General features: G+C 57.4%; 19 protein-coding genes. 6 read left to right on the forward strand and 13 right to left on the reverse strand.

The window, feature by feature from the left end; translation table 11 throughout:
- Positions 1-40: 40 nt before the first annotated feature.
- On the reverse strand, positions 41-895 hold the full coding sequence (locus PQU98_RS14605) for a GGDEF domain-containing protein (protein ID WP_272745694.1): 855 nt from the start codon (positions 893-895) through the stop codon (positions 41-43).
- A gap of 252 nt (positions 896-1147) precedes the next feature.
- On the opposite strand from PQU98_RS14605, the gene purE reads away from it, so the two are divergent.
- Together purE and PQU98_RS14615 are read left to right on the forward strand one after the other, a co-directional pair.
- Complete coding sequence (purE, locus tag PQU98_RS14610; protein ID WP_272745695.1) at positions 1148-1639, forward strand: 5-(carboxyamino)imidazole ribonucleotide mutase; 492 nt, start codon at positions 1148-1150, stop codon at positions 1637-1639.
- The gene (locus PQU98_RS14615) at positions 1639-2724 is read left to right on the forward strand and encodes a 5-(carboxyamino)imidazole ribonucleotide synthase (protein ID WP_272745696.1); all 1086 of its coding nucleotides are present in this window, start codon (positions 1639-1641) and stop codon (positions 2722-2724) included. Before purE ends, PQU98_RS14615 begins: the two co-directional genes overlap by 1 nt.
- Positions 2725-2895: 171 nt before the next feature.
- On the opposite strand, the gene PQU98_RS14620 is transcribed toward PQU98_RS14615, so the two are convergent.
- A complete protein-coding gene (locus PQU98_RS14620; protein ID WP_272745697.1) occupies positions 2896-3555 on the reverse strand; it encodes a COQ9 family protein in 660 nt (219 codons plus the stop codon).
- Positions 3556-3836: 281 nt separating this feature from the next.
- Here PQU98_RS14620 and rpsU point away from each other — a divergent pair, with 281 nt between their 5' ends.
- The 3 genes from rpsU (at position 3837) to PQU98_RS14635 (ending at position 5378) form a co-directional block, all read left to right on the forward strand.
- Positions 3837-4076, forward strand: a complete 240-nt coding sequence (gene rpsU / locus PQU98_RS14625) for a 30S ribosomal protein S21 (RefSeq protein ID WP_272745822.1) — start codon at positions 3837-3839, stop codon at positions 4074-4076.
- A gap of 77 nt (positions 4077-4153) precedes the next feature.
- Complete coding sequence (locus PQU98_RS14630; protein WP_272745698.1) at positions 4154-4558, forward strand: acyl-CoA thioesterase; 405 nt, start codon at positions 4154-4156, stop codon at positions 4556-4558.
- Between the two features lie 295 nt (positions 4559-4853).
- Entirely contained in the window at positions 4854-5378 is a 525-nt protein-coding gene (locus PQU98_RS14635) for a hypothetical protein (RefSeq protein WP_272745699.1), read from the forward strand.
- Between the two features lie 3 nt (positions 5379-5381).
- Here the strand turns inward: PQU98_RS14635 and PQU98_RS14640 are convergent, their stop codons facing one another.
- The 8 genes from PQU98_RS14640 to PQU98_RS14675 form a co-directional block, all read right to left on the reverse strand.
- A complete protein-coding gene (locus PQU98_RS14640; protein ID WP_272745700.1) occupies positions 5382-6119 on the reverse strand; it encodes a hypothetical protein in 738 nt (245 codons plus the stop codon).
- A 62-nt stretch (positions 6120-6181) separates the two neighbouring features.
- Positions 6182-6598 (reverse strand): DUF1801 domain-containing protein, encoded by a 417-nt coding sequence (locus tag PQU98_RS14645; RefSeq protein WP_272745701.1) that lies wholly within the window; start codon positions 6596-6598, stop codon positions 6182-6184.
- A gap of 2 nt (positions 6599-6600) precedes the next feature.
- The gene (locus PQU98_RS14650; protein ID WP_272745702.1) at positions 6601-6879 is read right to left on the reverse strand and encodes a hypothetical protein; all 279 of its coding nucleotides are present in this window, start codon (positions 6877-6879) and stop codon (positions 6601-6603) included.
- A 246-nt stretch (positions 6880-7125) separates the two neighbouring features.
- Positions 7126-8544 carry an NAD(P)(+) transhydrogenase (Re/Si-specific) subunit beta gene (locus tag PQU98_RS14655; RefSeq protein WP_272745703.1) on the reverse strand — a complete coding sequence of 473 codons (1419 nt, stop codon included), beginning with the start codon at positions 8542-8544 and terminating at the stop codon, positions 7126-7128.
- Entirely contained in the window at positions 8544-8870 is a 327-nt protein-coding gene (locus PQU98_RS14660; RefSeq protein ID WP_272745704.1) for a proton-translocating transhydrogenase family protein, read from the reverse strand. The genes PQU98_RS14655 and PQU98_RS14660 overlap by 1 nt, the downstream gene beginning before the upstream one ends.
- A 13-nt stretch (positions 8871-8883) precedes the next feature.
- Complete coding sequence (locus PQU98_RS14665; protein ID WP_272745705.1) at positions 8884-10017, reverse strand: Re/Si-specific NAD(P)(+) transhydrogenase subunit alpha; 1134 nt, start codon at positions 10015-10017, stop codon at positions 8884-8886.
- A 267-nt stretch (positions 10018-10284) separates the two neighbouring features.
- Complete coding sequence (locus tag PQU98_RS14670) at positions 10285-10548, reverse strand: aa3-type cytochrome c oxidase subunit IV (protein WP_272745706.1); 264 nt, start codon at positions 10546-10548, stop codon at positions 10285-10287.
- A gap of 84 nt (positions 10549-10632) precedes the next feature.
- The gene (locus PQU98_RS14675) at positions 10633-12435 is read right to left on the reverse strand and encodes a M3 family oligoendopeptidase (RefSeq protein WP_272745707.1); all 1803 of its coding nucleotides are present in this window, start codon (positions 12433-12435) and stop codon (positions 10633-10635) included.
- Between the two features lie 222 nt (positions 12436-12657).
- Here PQU98_RS14675 and PQU98_RS14680 point away from each other — a divergent pair, with 222 nt between their 5' ends.
- A complete protein-coding gene (locus PQU98_RS14680) occupies positions 12658-14139 on the forward strand; it encodes a sigma-54-dependent transcriptional regulator (protein WP_272745708.1) in 1482 nt (493 codons plus the stop codon).
- 110 nt (positions 14140-14249) lie between these two features.
- Here PQU98_RS14680 and PQU98_RS14685 read toward each other — a convergent pair whose 3' ends face one another.
- The 3 genes from PQU98_RS14685 to PQU98_RS14695 form a co-directional block, all read right to left on the reverse strand.
- On the reverse strand, positions 14250-14930 hold the full coding sequence (locus tag PQU98_RS14685) for a hypothetical protein (RefSeq protein WP_272745709.1): 681 nt from the start codon (positions 14928-14930) through the stop codon (positions 14250-14252).
- Between the two features lie 66 nt (positions 14931-14996).
- Complete coding sequence (locus tag PQU98_RS14690; RefSeq protein WP_272745710.1) at positions 14997-15590, reverse strand: DUF3833 domain-containing protein; 594 nt, start codon at positions 15588-15590, stop codon at positions 14997-14999.
- 248 nt (positions 15591-15838) lie between these two features.
- Complete coding sequence (locus PQU98_RS14695) at positions 15839-16234, reverse strand: hypothetical protein (protein ID WP_272745711.1); 396 nt, start codon at positions 16232-16234, stop codon at positions 15839-15841.
- Positions 16235-16237: the final 3 nt, after the last annotated feature.

Genomic DNA, 16237 nt, shown 5'->3' on the forward strand with positions numbered 1-16237 from the left:
TACCATAGCTGAATTTCCGGGTGCAGGGGCCGTGCCCCTGCTAACGCGATGACTTCTTCATCAGGAACATGGCGGCATCCGCTTCGGACACCCAGGCTTCGGCGGTTTTCTGGCCGGAGAAGGCGCGCACGCCGAACGATCCGCCGACTTTTAGAAACAGGTTCTTGTGCGGGAAGGTGGCGATATTCAGTTCGGCCTCAAGCTTCATGGCCTTGACCTTGGCGGAGGCCAGATCGGCATGGCGCAGCAGGATGGCAAATTCATCTCCGCCTAAGCGCCCGATGCTGTCGCCTTCGCGGGTATTGGCGATGAGCAGGTCGGCCACATGGATCAGGGCTTGATCACCGGCGGCGTGGCCATAGGTGTCGTTGATGAACTTAAACCCATCCAGATCGAGAAACACCAGACAGGCCTGCTGATCATAGCGGCGGCAGTCGGCCATAGCGCGGTGGACTTCGCGCAGGAAGGCGCGGCGGTTCAGCGTTGGCGTCAGCACATCTGAGTCGGCCAGGTTCTCGGTCTGGGCGAGGCGATCCTGTAATATTTTCACGCCGGCCTTAAGGTCGCGGTTCTGTCGCGTCAGGGTCTCGATCAGGCGCTTGGCCTCATCGGGCCAATGGTCGCGGGAAGACGTTTCGGGCGTGGGTTTGGCGGGCTTGGGTGCGGTCGGGGTGATCTTGACGGTGCTTGCGGGGGCAACCGGCTTGGGTGCATTGGAATTGGCCGCGGGCTGCGGGGCGATCTGCATTTCCTCGAAATAGGATTGCAGCAGGCTTTGCATCGAGGCCGTCGAGGCAAACACGCTTTGGGGTTCCGCCGGTGTGACCTCCGCAGAGCCTTGACCAGCGCCTGAACTTTCGTGCGCGGTTTTATGATGCGTGGGGTCTAAACCCATAGACGATACTCTTTGGCGGGGATGGAGAGGATAAGCGGGCCCTGTGCCGACATCTAGCCGGTAATTGCGCCAACTATACCGCATCGCAATGAAATTGGGACAAGATTCTTTGGTTAAGAGAACAGGTTTTTGATGCCCGTTTTGTGGCCGGGGATAAGTCGGATTTGTAACTGAAATCAGCGCTTGATACGGGGGCGTTTCTCCCTATACTCCGCGCCTTTCCAAAAATGCCGTTTAAGGACACCGCCGCACATGGCTACATCGCCGCAAGTCGCAATCATAATGGGGTCCCGCTCGGACTGGCCGGTCATGAAGCACGCCGCCGATATGCTTGAGGCGCTGGGCGTCGCCTATGAGGCGAAGGTGGTGTCTGCGCATCGCACGCCGGAGCGGATGGTCGAATTTGCCAAGGGCGCGAAAGCGGCCGGTTTCAAGGTGATTATCGCCGGTGCCGGTGGGGCCGCACATTTGCCGGGTATGACCGCATCGCTGACCCCGCTGCCGGTGCTTGGGGTGCCGGTGCCGGTGCGGGACGGCCTGAAGGGGATCGATTCGCTGCTGTCGATCGTGCAGATGCCGGGGGGCGTGCCGGTCGGCACCTTGGCGGTCGGTGAGGCGGGGGCTAAGAACGCCGGGCTTTTGGCGGCGCAGATTCTGGCGCTGAATGATGCGGATTTGGCCGCGCGGGTCGAGGCCTTGCGTCAGGCGCAGACGGACGGCGTTCCTGAGAGTGTAGAAGATTAATGCGCCACGATAAATCTCTCCCGCTTGGGGCAAAGATCGGTATTTTAGGTGATGGCCAACTGGGGCGGATGCTGTCTCAGGCGGCGTCACGGCTGGGGTTCAAGGTCGTGGTGTTTGGGCCTGACGCCGAATCGCCCGCGGCCAGTGTGTCGGCCTTATCAAAAGTGGCGCGCTATACCGACCTTGAGGCGCTCGATAAATTTGCCGCCCAATGTGATGTCGTCACCTTTGAGTTCGAGAATATTCCGGTGGCCTCATTGGAGCATTTGCTGGCCGGTGGCGCGCGGGTGGCCCCCAATTCAAAGGCACTTGGCATCACGCAGGACCGCGTCAGTGAGAAAAGCTTTGCCCGTTCGGTCGGTATTCGCACGGTTGATTTCCATGAGGTGAATTCGGTCGATGATCTGCGCGCTGGTGTTGAGCGCCTTGGGGTGCCGTCGCTGCTGAAGACCCGCCGCGAAGGCTATGACGGCAAGGGGCAGGTGTGGATCAGGGATGTTGCCGATATCGAGGCGGCCTATGCAAGCCTTGGCGGGCGGGCCGCGATCCTTGAGGCCAAGGCCGATTTCGTACGTGAGGTTTCCGTGATTGCGGCGCGCGGCTTTGATGGTGAGGTCAAGACCTATCCCATCGGTGAAAATCACCATGTCGGCGGGATTTTATCGACGACCTTGGCCCCCGCCTATGTGTCGGAATCCCTGCGCGCCAATGCGGTGGAGATTGCCACCCGCGTATTGGAAGGTCTTGATTATGTGGGCGTTTTAGGCGTCGAATTGTTTGTATTGAGTGATGACAGTCTTTTGCTTAATGAAATCGCCCCGCGGGTTCACAATACGGGCCACTGGACGCAGGATGGCTGTCTGTGTGATCAGTTTGAGCAGCATATCCGTGCCGTCGCCGGTTGGCCGCTCGGTGACACTGAGGCCCGCTTCCAGATTGAAATGACCAATCTTCTGGGGCCGGACGTGCTGGCGTGGGAAAGCTTATCCGCCGAAGCCGGGGCGCGACTTTATGTCTACGGCAAGGATGAGCCGCGCGAAGGCCGCAAGATGGGCCATATCAACCGGATCAAGGGCAGAGTGTAGCCCTTAAGAACTCCCCCTGATGCAGGGGGAGCTTCTCATTGATCATATTGATCAATGAGAAGAGGGGGGTAAACACTTTCCCGCATAAAATCTTTGGAGCACCGAATTTACCCCCTCTGAATTTCGAGGTGCAACCTCAAAATTCAGCTCCCCCTCCAAGAGGGGGAGTTCTTAAGCGGCGTCTGTCTTCGCCTTACCGAACCGCAGGGCGCCGAGTTTTCCGGCCAGATCCAGCAAAGTCTGTTCGGGGTGGAAGTTCGATTTGGCTTTGAATTTTTCATAGGCCATGACCGCGTCGATATTACGGGCGATCTGATCATCCTGGGCGGCCTTGCCCTGCGCCAGACGGGTCATCAGGGCCGTAGACAGAATCCCTGATACGATCAGCCGCTTGGAGTAGTGGTTTTCATCCAGCGCCTGATCTCCGGCCTTGCGCCAGATGAGGTCGGCACTATCCCACACCAGCGACTTCAACAGCCCCAGATGCTGCGGCAGCATCAGATAGCCAAACAGGCGATGAGTGACCGATTCCTCAGCCACGGCCTGATCCAGCCGCGCGGTCAGAAGGAACGAAATTTTCTCGCGCACTTTCATCATGCTCATGTCGGTCGCCTGAACCACAGTCAGCCACGCGGCATCATGGCCGCGCCACAGGACGGCGGCGATATCGCGCGGGCCATTGGGGCAGATCAGGTCGGTTTCAGCCGTACTGAGGCCGATATAGGCGGCGGCGCGGCGCAAACTTAAAGAATTGAGGCCCAGATCCGGCATCAATTTCGCGGTGGCGGCGGCCAGGTCAGCTTCGAGGGCTTTGAGGGGGGAGGTCGTCATGGCCCCAAAGATACCCCCAAACCCCCGTCGCGCCAAGGGATTGGTGAATAGGTGCGGCATTATGGCAAATTTCGCGCACAATGCGTTTTTCTTATGCCGTACCTGCTAGACTCCTTAAGTATGTTGATGTATGAGCACTCCCCTACGTGCCCGCAGACCGGTGTTTGCGGGTTTTCAAATTTTTCATTGACCTAGGTTGCAATCGCTTCATTCAGAGGGGCCGGTCGTAACCGGTCGCCGATCAGGGGTTAAGCCCTTCGGCATCAAGCAAGAATGGAGAGATTCCTCTGGTTCAGATTTTTGTCCGTGACAACAACGTCGATCAGGCCCTGAAAGCCCTCAAGAAGAAGATGCAGCGCGAAGGTTCCTTCCGCGAAATGAAGCGTCACGTACACTATGAGAAGCCCTCCGAAAAGCGCGCCCGTCAGCAGGCTGAAGCCGTGCGTCGCGCCCGTAAGCTGGCCCGCAAGCGCATTCAGCGCGAAGGTGGCGCACCGACCCCGACCCGCGCCCGCGCCTAATACACACTGTCTATTGCAGAGATAAAAGCGTTGTGATCATTTGGGTCGCAACGCTTTTTCTTTGATGTGAGCCTGAAATGTCCAACGACGCCCCTGATTCCATTCCTGAGCCCGGTGAGTTCGAACTGGCCATCCGCTCGATCGCCATGCCGTCCGATACCAATCCGGCTGGCGATATTTTCGGCGGCTGGCTGATGTCGCAGATGGACCTGGCGGCGGGCAATGTCGCGGGGCGTCGCGCGCGCGGCCGGTGCGCCACCGTGGCGGTTGACCGGATCGTGTTTCTGACGCCGGTGCATGTCGGGGATGAGGTGACGGTCTATGCCCGTCTGATTTCCACCGGCCGCACGTCGATGAAGTTCGAGGTCGAGGCCTATCGCCGCTCCCGCGACGGCGATGAGCGCATTAAGGTGACCGAAGCGGTCTTTACATTTGTGGCCATTGATTCCGGCGGGCGCCCGCGGCCATTGCCGCATCACTGATTAAGTCCCTCGCCGGGCGGTAGCTTCCGCTACCTTGGCCGCGCCGCAATGGCGGCTTGTTTAAGTCCCTCGCCGGGCGGTGGCTCCGCCACCTTGGCCGCGCCGCGGGTGGCGGCTTGTTTTAAGTCCCTCGTCGGGCGGTGGACTCACGCTGCCCCGGATCAACTTCCCCATGTGGTAAACAAACAATTGACCTCAACCTAAAGCCCTGACATCTTGCCGATACATGAATGTGCCCAAAATAGGGCGCGTCTAAAACAGGCGCAGTGAAACGGTTCGTGGGGGTGATTGGCGTATGGCACAGACAAGTTTTAGCAATGTGATGCGGCGCTGGCTGCTGGAGTGGGATGAGGAAAAGACCCGTCGCGCTCTGGTGAGTACGCTGGCTGTTTTGCTCGGTCTGCTTTTGGGTATGGTGCTTCAGACCATTTTCAAGGAAGTGGGCGATTATCTGTTTCCGCCGCCACCGCTGCTGGACATGGTCACCCCCGAAGAGCGGCTGGAGCTGATGAGCACTATCCCATCGGCGGCCTTTGTCATCACGCTGGTATCGTGGGCAGTTGGGGCCTTGTTTGGGGCCTATGTAGCGGTTCGGGTCGCCAAGACGGGGCAATATCCCGGCTGGATCGTCGGTATATTGCTGTTCGCCGGTGATCTGATCATCATGATCACTACGCCCCATCCGATGTGGTTCAATCTGATCAGCGTGCCGCTGGTGGCCGTGTCAGCCTTTGTCGGCGCCTGGCTGGGCTACCTCGTCCTGCATCAGCAGTATGTCCGCGCCCAGCGCCGCGCCGCCGCCCGTCAGGAAGTGGCGTAAAACCTACTTAAGATTATCGATTTCGATGCGCTGAGGCACACGCTCAAAATTCAGCGTCACGGCGCCCGGATGATCTGACGGGTAGAAATAGGGCGTACCCGCCGGGTATTCGCCTTTGGTCGTCATGGGTAATGTTTTCACCTGACCGTTAGACAGGGTAACTGTGCCCTTACCGGCGCCCGCAAAGAACACCCGATCCGGCAGGGTAATCAGCAGGGCGGCGGGACCGGCGGCCTTTTTGCCGACGGTCTGGGTTTGATTGACGGCCTTGGTCATGTCGGCGGCCGACAGGGTGCGGGCAGGGGCTTGCGTCGAATAGACCTTCAGCTTCATGGCCAGAGAGACATTGTTTGGGCCGGTCGCCACCACAACCGCATTGCGATTTAGCTGCGCCAGTGTCGGCAGCGGCGTGATGCGGTTGTCGGGGCCAAGGGTCAGCTTGGTGACGTTGGCACCGTCCTTAAGCTTGAAATCGAGCGAACTTACCGGCACATGCTTGATGCGCACCACATAGGCCAGTTGAATCTGGTCGCGGGCCGAGGCGGGTTGGCTCAGAAAGCCTTTGAGCAGCGGAAACAGGCGCGAGGCGGCGACTTCCTTGGTCTCAATCTGACCGACGGGGGCTGCGTCTGCGATGACCGGCGAAAAGGCGACACCCAGAGCCGTCAGACCAAACATGGCGGCGGCCAGAAATGAAGTCTGGGGTCGGGTGGCGGTTTTCGTGTGCATCATCGTTTCCATGGTTCGTCTTTACAGGCGTCATATGACCATAGTTGGGCTGAATGGAAGATGAACCCCTAAAATCAGCTATTTTTGTCTTTCATCGCTTCATAACCCCAGCGGATCAAGGTCCGCAGCCGGTCGGTATCCACATCCTTCAAGGATTTGATGTAAAGGCACGATACGCTGGTCTTACATTTGCCTAAGCCGTCCATAAGGTCGGGGCGCTCGGCAAAGCCCGGCATGATGTAGAGCGTCAGATTGGCGGATCGTGGCGAAAAACCTGTCAGTGGCCAGTCGGCAGGCTTTTTCGGGTTTTTGGTATCGGTGTAGCGGCCAAAGCCTATGATAGATGTCCCCCACATGACCGGTGCTTCGCCGGTCACTTCGGAAAACAGGGTGAGCAGGGCCTCAGCGTCGGCGCGTTTTTTCGGGTCGGGAATGCTGGCGACAAAAGCTGCCGGATCGGCATCGGTGGGTTGGGTTTTGGGTTCGGCCATGATCAGTCCTTTGAGGCGGCTGCTCCGCCGCCCCAAATGGACAGCCCGAGCAAAAACCCGAAATCGTACCAGCGCCCGACATTGGGGACGGCGTACATGCGGATGTCATCGTTAAACAGGCTGATGACAAAGCTGATCGGGGCGATCAGGCCGTGCCACAGCCCCATCCAGAAGGCCGGAGCGCCCGGTGTGCCTGCGGGTTGATGGGCCATGCAGGCGCTTAAGGCCAATGCGGCGACCAGCGTCGCGCCGAAAGTGAGTAACCGTGTGGATTTCGTCATACGCCCCTCCCGTGCGGGTGAGGATAGCGCGGACAGTGTGAAATAAAAAGAGCAGACCTTTCGGTCTGCTCTCAGTTCCGGTTCGCAGGGACTCTGTTCCTGCTACAGCGCCTTCACGATGCCTTCGACCATTTTCTTCGCGTCGGCAAACAGCATCCCCGCTGATGCGAAGCGCTACAAAGCTTTGACAATCCCCTCAACCATCTTCTTCGCGTCGGCAAACAGCATCCCCGCTGATGCGAAGCGCTACAAAGCTTTGACAATCCCCTCAACCATCTTCTTCGCATCAGCAAACAGCATCATGGTGTTGTCGCGGAAGAACAGTTCGTTCTCCACGCCCGCATAGCCTGAGGACATGCCGCGCTTGACGAACAGGACGGTGCCAGCCTTTTCGACATCAAGGATCGGCATACCGAAGATGGCCGAGGTCGGGTCGGTCTTGGCCGCCGGATTGGTCACGTCATTGGCCCCGATGACGAAGGCGACGTCGGCGGTGGCGAACTCCGAATTGATGTCTTCAAGCTCGAACACCTCATCATAGGGCACGTTGGCTTCGGCCAGCAGCACGTTCATGTGGCCGGGCATACGGCCGGCGACCGGGTGGATGGCGTATTTGACCTCGACCCCTTCTTCTTTGAGTTTGTCGGCCATTTCGCGCAAAGTGTGCTGGGCCTGAGCGACCGCCATGCCATAGCCGGGGACGATGATGACCTTTGAGGCGTTCTTCATGATGAAGGCAGCGTCGTCAGCCGAGCCCTGCTTGACCGGACGGGTTTCGACCTTGCCGCCCGCCGCGGCATCTGCCGTGGCGCCGAAGCCCCCCAGGATGACCGAGATAAACGACCGGTTCATGGCCTTACACATGATGTAGCTGAGGATCGCGCCGGAGGACCCCACCAGAGCGCCGGTGATGATCAGGGCGATGTTTTCCAGCGTAAACCCTAATGCGGCGGCGGCCCAACCGGAATAGGAGTTGAGCATCGACACCACGACCGGCATGTCGGCCCCGCCGATCGGGATGATCAGGGTAATCCCAAGGATCAGCGCCAACGCAAAGATCGCCCAGAACGCCCAAGTCGCCTGACCCGATGTCGAAATCAGCACGCCGATAAGCACTACAATGCCGACCCCAAGCGCGATGTTAAGCAGGTGACGGGCGGGCAGGATGATCGGTGCGCCTGACATATTGCCGTTCAGCTTGGCAAAGGCGATGACCGAGCCGGTAAAGGTGATGGCCCCGATGGCCACGCCGAGTGACAGTTCGATGATCGACTGCACCTTAATGCCGCCTAAACCGTCCGAAATATGGAACGCTTCGGGGGCATATAGCGCGCCGACGGCGACCAGACAGGCGGCCATGCCGACAAGGCTATGGAACGCGGCCACAAGCTGCGGCATCGAGGTCATGGAGACCTTTTTGGCGATGGTGGCGCCGGCAAAGCCGCCGATGGCGATGCCGCCAAGGATCAGGCCAATGGTGACCGGATCAAGCTGGCCGCCGATAAACAGGCCGATCAGGGTGACGCCGACCGCAATGGCCATGCCGATCATGCCGTAGAGGTTGCCCTTACGACTGGTTTCCGGCGATGACAGCCCGCGCAGGGCGAGGATGAACAGAACGCCGGACACTAAGTAGGCGAGGGCGGAAATGTCAGAAAAGGTCATTAGTGTTTCCCCCCTTCGGCTTTTTTCTCTTTCTTCTTATACATAGCCAGCATCCGGCGCGTGACCATGAAGCCGCCGAAGATATTGACGGCGGCAAAGGCTGAGGCGATGGCACCAGAGCCCTTGGAGATCCATGCGCCTGAACCGGTGGCAGACGCGGCGGCGGCCAGCAATGCCCCCACAATAATGACCGAAGAAATGGCATTGGTGACGGCCATCAGCGGCGTGTGCAGGGCCGGTGTTACCGACCAGACCACGTAATAGCCGACAAAGACCGCCAGCACGAAAATAGCGAAATAGAAGACGGTGGGATTGATATGTTCCATGTGTCTCCCCCTGTTAAGATTGTAAATTGGGGTGCACGATCGCACCGTCTTTGGTGATCAGCGCGGCTTTGAGGATTTCGTCCTCGAAATCCGGTGCCAATGCGCCGTCCTTGGTGATCAGTAGCCCCACAAACGCCTGAAGGTTCTTGGCGTACAGCGCCGAAGCATCCGAGGCGATGGCGGTGACGATATTGGTCGGGCCATAGATTTTGACGCCGTTCACATCGACGATCTGATCCGGCACACAGCCTTCGACATTGCCGCCCTGAGGGGCCGCCAGGTCAATGATCACCGAGCCCGGCTTCATTGAGGCGACCTGCTCTTTGGTCACCAGAATGGGCGCGGCCCGACCGGGGATCAGGGCGGTGGTAATCACAATGTCCTGCTTGGCGATATGGGCTGTGACGAGGGCGGCCTGCTTGGCCTTATACTCCGCCGACATTTCCTTAGCGTAGCCGCCTGCGGTCTGGGCGTTTTTGAACTCTTCGTCTTCAACGGCGGTAAACTTGGCCCCCAGAGATTCGACCTGTTCCTTGGTGGCGGGGCGGACATCGGTGGCGGACACGACTGCACCTAAACGACGTGCGGTGGCGATGGCTTGCAGACCCGCAACGCCCACGCCCATGATGAAGGTCTTGGCCGGAGCAACGGTGCCCGCCGCCGTCATCATCATCGGAAAGGCCTTGCCGTAGATGGCGGCGGCATCGATGACCGCACGGTAGCCGGCGAGATTAGCCTGAGACGACAGGGCGTCCATGACCTGAGCGCGGGTGATACGCGGCACAAACTCCATCGCATAGGCCGCAGCACCCGCTTTAGCCAGCGCGGTCAGGGTGTCTTTCTCGCGATAGGCATCGAGCAGGGCGATGACCTGCGCACCGGATTTGAGGGCGGCAATCTCAGCCGCCTCCGGCCCGCGCACCTTCAATACAATATCGGCGGCGGCAATGGCATCGACGGCCGATTTGGCGATCTGAGCGCCCGCGTCGATAAAGGCCTGATCGGTAATGGCGGCCCCCAGACCCGCGCCGCTTTCAATCCGAACGGTAATCCCTGCGGCCGTCCATTTTTTCACGGTATCGGGGGTAGCGGCGACGCGCGTTTCTCCGCTTCGCGTTTCCTTAGGTATGGCGATGGTAATGGCCACGTCTGATCCCTTTTTTGCTTATCTGGCGACAGCTAAAGTATTCACGGCGGGTAAATACTCTCAATTGAAACCAAATATGTCTCTGCGTACAAGTATTGCGTCATTATGGGGAAATAGTCACTCTGTCAAAGCGTGTTTATCAAATCTGAGACACCGGTGTCATTTTTGTGTATTGGTCTGACAATTAAGGTATTATTGTGCGGCGCACACGAAAACGCCCTGACTTAGCCAAAAGTCAGGGCGCACATAGATAAGCTGTGTGATAATTTAGTGCTTGGCGTCAGGCTTGGTCTTCAGCATGAACCAGCCGATGACCAAAAGTGCACCGGTGGAAATTGCCGCCGGAATAAAACCCGCGCCCTTAACGGCGAACATGACGGTGATGAACAGAACAAACGCGGCGGTACCGAGCGATCCCCACTTGGTCATGCCCATGAACAGGTTATATGAATTCTGCTGATCGTGGATATCCATCTCACCCTTGACGTAGTCATTGTGAGAGTCGTTGTGAGAGTCGTGAGATCCGGCCATGACGCGGCTCCTGATAAAATCTAGATTCTTAAAGGCTATTACAAAAGCCTGACGATCCGGTCAACAGGTCGCCGGTTCTAATCGTCAATTCAGGGCTTCAAACTGATCAATCAGGCTCTCCAAGCGCTGACAGCCCAACTTCCAGAACGCTTTTTCACGCGGGTTAAGACCGAATGGCGCCAGGGCCTCGATATAGGTTTTGGTGCCCCCGGCGGCCAGCAATTGCGCGTAAAGCGGCGTGAACCCCGCCGGATCCTGACGGCGCTTTTCCATCAGGGAGGAGACCAGCAAATCCCCGAAGCTATAGGCATAGACATAGAACGGCACATGGACGAAGTGGCTGATATAGGCCCACCAGTATTCATAGCCGTCATTAAGCTTGATCGCAGGCCCCAGAGACTCGCCCATGATCTCAAGCCACAGGGCGTTTAACTGATCGACGCTGACTTCGCCGTCTTTGCGGGCGGCATGGAATTTTTCCTCAAAGCGGTGAAAGGCGATCTGGCGGATGACCGAGTTGAGGCCATCTTCGATCTTACCGGCCAGCAGGGCCTTTTTCTCATCGGGGGTCGCCCCCGCCACCAGATGCTCAAACACCAGACCTTCAGCAAAGATCGAGGCGGTTTCGGCCAAGGTCAGCGGCGTGTCGGCCAGTGTCGACCCCAGCGGTGCGGCGAGCGTTTGATGCACCGCATGGCCCAGTTCGTGGGCCAGGGTCAGAACTTCGCGCCGGTCGCCGGTGAAGTTGAGCATAACGTAAGGGTGGTGCGAAGATGACACCGGATGGGCATAGGCACCCGACGATTTCCCGGCACGCGGTGCGGCATCAATCCACGGATTTTCAAAGAACACGCGGGCGCGGGCTTCGAAATCACCACCCATCTGGGCGAAGCTTTTCAGGACGATCGATTTAGCCTCGTCCCAGCTATATTTTTTCTGGACATCGCTGGTGATCGGCGCGTTGCGGTCCCAGAAATCAAGCTGCTTCTTGCCCATCAGTTTCGCTTTCAGGGCATAGTAACGATGCGACAGGGCGGCGTAGGATTCGCTGACCGCCTCGGCCATCGCATTGACCGCATCGGCATCAACTTCGTTGGCCAGATGGCGGGACGCGGCGGGTGTGGGATATTTGCGCCAGCGGTCATCGATCTGCTTTTCGAACGCAAGTGTGTTGAGCGCCAGCGCGAGGGTCGGCGCATGGTCTTTTAAGGCGGCACTTAAGGCATTGGCGGCGGCCTTGCGCACCGAACTTTGCGGTGCCGCCAGACGCGACAGGGCCTCATTCAGGGTCAGGGTTTCTTTACCGACCTTGGCGCGCAGACGGGCCAGGGTCTCATCAAACAGGCGCGTCCATTGGGCGGTGGCGGGCATCCGCTCCAGCATCAGCTTTTCAAGCTCTGGCGATAACTCATGGGGGCGACCGGCGCGGATACGGCGCAGCCACGGTCGCCATTTGGCCGCGCGGCTGGATTTCAGCGCCTGCTCGATTTCCCAATCCTCAAGCTTATTGAGTTCCAGATTGAGAAACAAAGTGTCGGTCGACATCATGGCGACCTTGGCGCGCAGATCAGCATCAAGCTTTGAGATACGTGCATCGTCGCGGTTGATCGTGGAGGCCAGAGTCGCATAGGCCATAGCACCGCTTAAGGCGTCCATCGCCCGCTCATTGAGGGTGGCGGCCTGATCAATCAGGGCCCCCAAACGCTCCGCATCGTGCCGCCCCGCCAGAAACGCACCGTTCAGCTTGGCAAGATCTTTGATCAACCCTTGCGCCGTCTCAAGGTCGGCGGTGATAGCCGGATCCTCCGGGCCGCTATAGAGATCGGACAGATCCCAGACGGGCAATTGCGTTTCAAGATCGACGGGCAGGGGGGCATGTTTGGTCATGGTTCGGGTTCAACCACACTGGCGGTGAAAAATCGAGATCTATCTGTATTTGATGCCAAAATCAGATAACGATGATATTTTTAGGCGTAAAAACCGTACTGAAACGATACATTAACCACATGTCTTGACGTGATTTTCACCTGATGCGGGTAAACCTGTCTCAAAATAATCCGGTTTAGCGGAAATGTCCGCCACCGAAAATCAGATGAGATGGGTGTTTACATGGCTAAGACGATACTGATCGCCGATGACGATCCGACGCAGCGTCGCCTGATTCAGGCCGTACTGGAGCGCGAAGGTTTTGGGGTAGTACATGCCGAAAACGGTGCGCAGGCCTATGATCGCCTGTCGGGCGGTCAAACCATTGATGCGGTTATTCTGGATCTGGTCATGCCGGGACAATCCGGCATCGACACCTTAAAAGACATTCGCGCCGCGGGTATCAAAACGCCGGTAGTGGTGCTGACCGCATCGGGCGGGATCGACACGGTCGTTAAGGCCATGCAGGCCGGCGCGCAGGACTTCTTCATCAAACCGGCGTCGCCTGAGCGCATCGTCGTCAGCGTCCGCAACGCCCTGCAAATGGGCGATATGGTCGCCGAAGTGCAGCGCCTCAAGAAGCACACGACCGGTCGCACCTCGTTTGATGATCTGGTCGGCACATCTCAGGCCATGCTGATGGTCCGTCGTTTAGGGGAACGGGCGGCCAAGTCCAATATCCCCGTGCTGATCCTGGGCGAAAGCGGGGTGGGGAAGGAACTGATCGCGCGCGCCATTCAGGGCTCATCGGAGCGGGCAGGTAAGCCGTTCGTGGCCGTTAACTGCGGCGCCTTGCCGGAAAATCTGGTGGAATCGATCCTGTTCGGCCACGAAAAGGGCTCGTTCACCGGCGCGTCGGATAAGCATCTGGGTAAGTTTCAGGAAGCTAACGGCGGGACCTTGTTCCTTGATGAAATCGGCGAACTGCCGCTCGATATGCAGGTCAAGCTGCTGCGCGCGCTTCAGGAAGGCGAGATTGATCCTGTCGGCTCCAAGCGCCCGGTCAAGGTCGATGTCCGCATCATTTCCGCCACCAACCGTAATTTACAGGATCAGGTCAAGGCCGGCGCGTTCCGCGAAGACCTGTTTTACCGTCTGAACGTCTTTCCGGTCGATGCACCGTCCTTGCGTGAACGCCGCGAAGATATTCCGGCGCTGGTTGAGCATTTTATCCGCCGCTTCAATATCGAAGAAGGCAAGCGCGTCACCGGTGTGTCGCCTGAGGCCCTGCATATGCTGACCAGCTATGACTGGCCCGGCAATGTCCGTCAGTTGGAAAACACCATCTACCGCGCCATTGTGCTGTCGGATACACCGCATCTGCAAGCCTTTGATTTCCCGGCCATCAGTGGCCAAAGCGCGCCTATGCCCGCGCCCGCGTCTTATGCGCCGGTGGCGGAGGCGGTGCCCACTATCCCGCAGGTCATTGCCGAACATCAGGCCGCCTTTAGCGAACTGCATCAGGACGCGCCGGTGCGTATTCTGGACGACAAAGGCCACCTGCGTAAGCTGGAAGAGATCGAGCGCGATCTGATCGAACATGCCATCGGTGTCTATGCTGGCCACATGTCCGAAGTCGCCCGCCGCTTGGGTATTGGTCGCTCGACGCTGTATCGTAAAGTCCGCGACTGCGGCCTTGAAGGCATGGTTAAGGACGCAAGCTAGGCTCACCCAAAAGTTTGATGCGGCGCATCAATACATTTTGGGTGGATTTAGATGGACGGGCTTAAGCGGGTTTGCGCTTAAGCCCGAATTTCTCTTGTATGCAGATGAAATTAGTCGGCAGGGCAGTTCGTTAAGGTGGTCGCCATTCCGGCTTTCCACTCTTCGCCTTTAGCCAGTTGTTCATCGATTTGGCTTACGGGTTGGCCATTCTTTATGGCCAAGTCACGATTCTGTTTCATCGAACGAATTACTTTATCGTAAATCAAAAGCGCTTTTTTGGCAGTAAGACAATACTCGGTTGTGTTTTGAGACGAGTACTCCTTAGATAATTTCCCGCTAATCTCAGAAAACTCAGCAGCATATGATTCAAGCTCGACGAGTAGTTCAAATGCTTCTCGATTGAGTTTTAAATTTTGATTTTTTGTACAGAGAAGCCATGTTTGCGCTTCAATTTTTGAAAGTGCATATGCGGTTTGATCGGATAAACCGATAATCATTGCCGTGGGTTTTCCCTCTTTTACTAGCCGATCACTGATCTCTGCAATCTGCGTGCGAGCATCCCTGAAGAGCTGCAAGGCTTCCTTTGAGAGTGGGCAACTTTTGGCCGGATCGGTTTCCAGAGCCTCCAAAGCTTCGATGTTCTTTCGACTGCCCGGGACAATCAATTCATCATTGATCTTTGCAATAGCCTTGCTGTCTTCAGGCGTAATTTCAAACGACGATGCAAAAGCGTTTGATGCCAGCATCACCAAGGCCACAGCGCAGGCCACGAGATTGGAGAGTTGTTTCATTATTGCCCCCGTTAATAGGGGCAATTTATGAGCATCAAGCAAGTCTCGTCAATTAAAACGGCATCGCTACTGCGTGAACGATTTCTCAAGTTCATCAGCGACCGGACGTTCCGCATCGGGCTTGATAAAGCTTAACGTCGCGCGGCCGACATGGATGCCGAATTTCGACACGTCGGCGCGGTTGATGGCGACCCCGTCAGCCACCAGATGCGACCAGTCATCGAACCTGAGCTTGATCGTCTTGCCCTTATAGGGCACGTTCAGGTCATACTGAATGCGAATGGCATTGCCGCGATTGGTGATCTTAGCCACGCCTTCGACATCGCCCGCGCGGCCCTCATAAAGCCCTTCGCTGAGTTTGGTGAACGTCCAGGTGCGGCGCTGACGCTCACCGTCGCTCCACAAAAACTGCTCATCCAGCGTAAAGCCGCTATTGGTTTTGGAGCCATATGTTACGACCGAAAAGGTGCGCATGACCTTGGATGAGCGATCCTCAAACGTCCCGTAGGCCAAAGTCTTGCCGGCGAAATAGTCCTCCAGAACGAACTCCGGTTCCGGCTGAGAGTTCGTGGCCATATCCAGTGACGCACAGGCCGACAGGGCCAGCGTGCTGGCGGCAGCAATGAGGGCGGCCGCCAATGAAGGAACGCGAATGGGCATGGTTTTTGCTCCGGTTGTGAAAACTTACGCTTTCTACGAACGGGGGCCGGTTTTGGACTGATTTCTTAGAACCTCCCCTCATGGAGGGGAGGAGGAGGCCCAAAGGGCCGGAGGTGGGGTTAATCTTCGCACGGTTTAACCCCCTCTTCTGTTTAAGCGCGCTTAAACAGAAGCTCCCCCTACATATCTTAGCGCGCTACCGCTTCTCTGCTTGAGCGCAGGGGGGAGTTCTTATGAGGGGAGGGCGATTATCGACGCCGCTCTATTTCAATCGCTTTTTCTGCCACAGCCCACATTTTACTTGCGAACTGCCGCATAGCTGTAAGGTCAATCTCTTCGGCATGGGTAGTCGGGATAAAACTATCCAGACCCGCATCCAGCTTGCCGTGCCATTGCTGCAATTTGTCATACAATGTCGTAGCATCATTTACGCCCGCGAAGTAATCATCATTACGAGTGTAAACATATGCGCAGTTGCCATCTTTTATGATGTTGTAAATTGGCCCTGCTAAGGCGTCTTGCCAAATTTCGAGGTCGATCCAGCAGGAACGACCTCGTTCGCTTTGCCATGCGTATTGAGCAAGTGGAAAAATATATGCGGCCTCAAATTCGGCAACAAGGTTTGTCGGATTTTCACCACTCATGTA

It is taken from the genome of Asticcacaulis machinosus (genome assembly GCF_028550435.1).
GTDB classification, from domain to species: domain Bacteria; phylum Pseudomonadota; class Alphaproteobacteria; order Caulobacterales; family Caulobacteraceae; genus Asticcacaulis; species Asticcacaulis machinosus.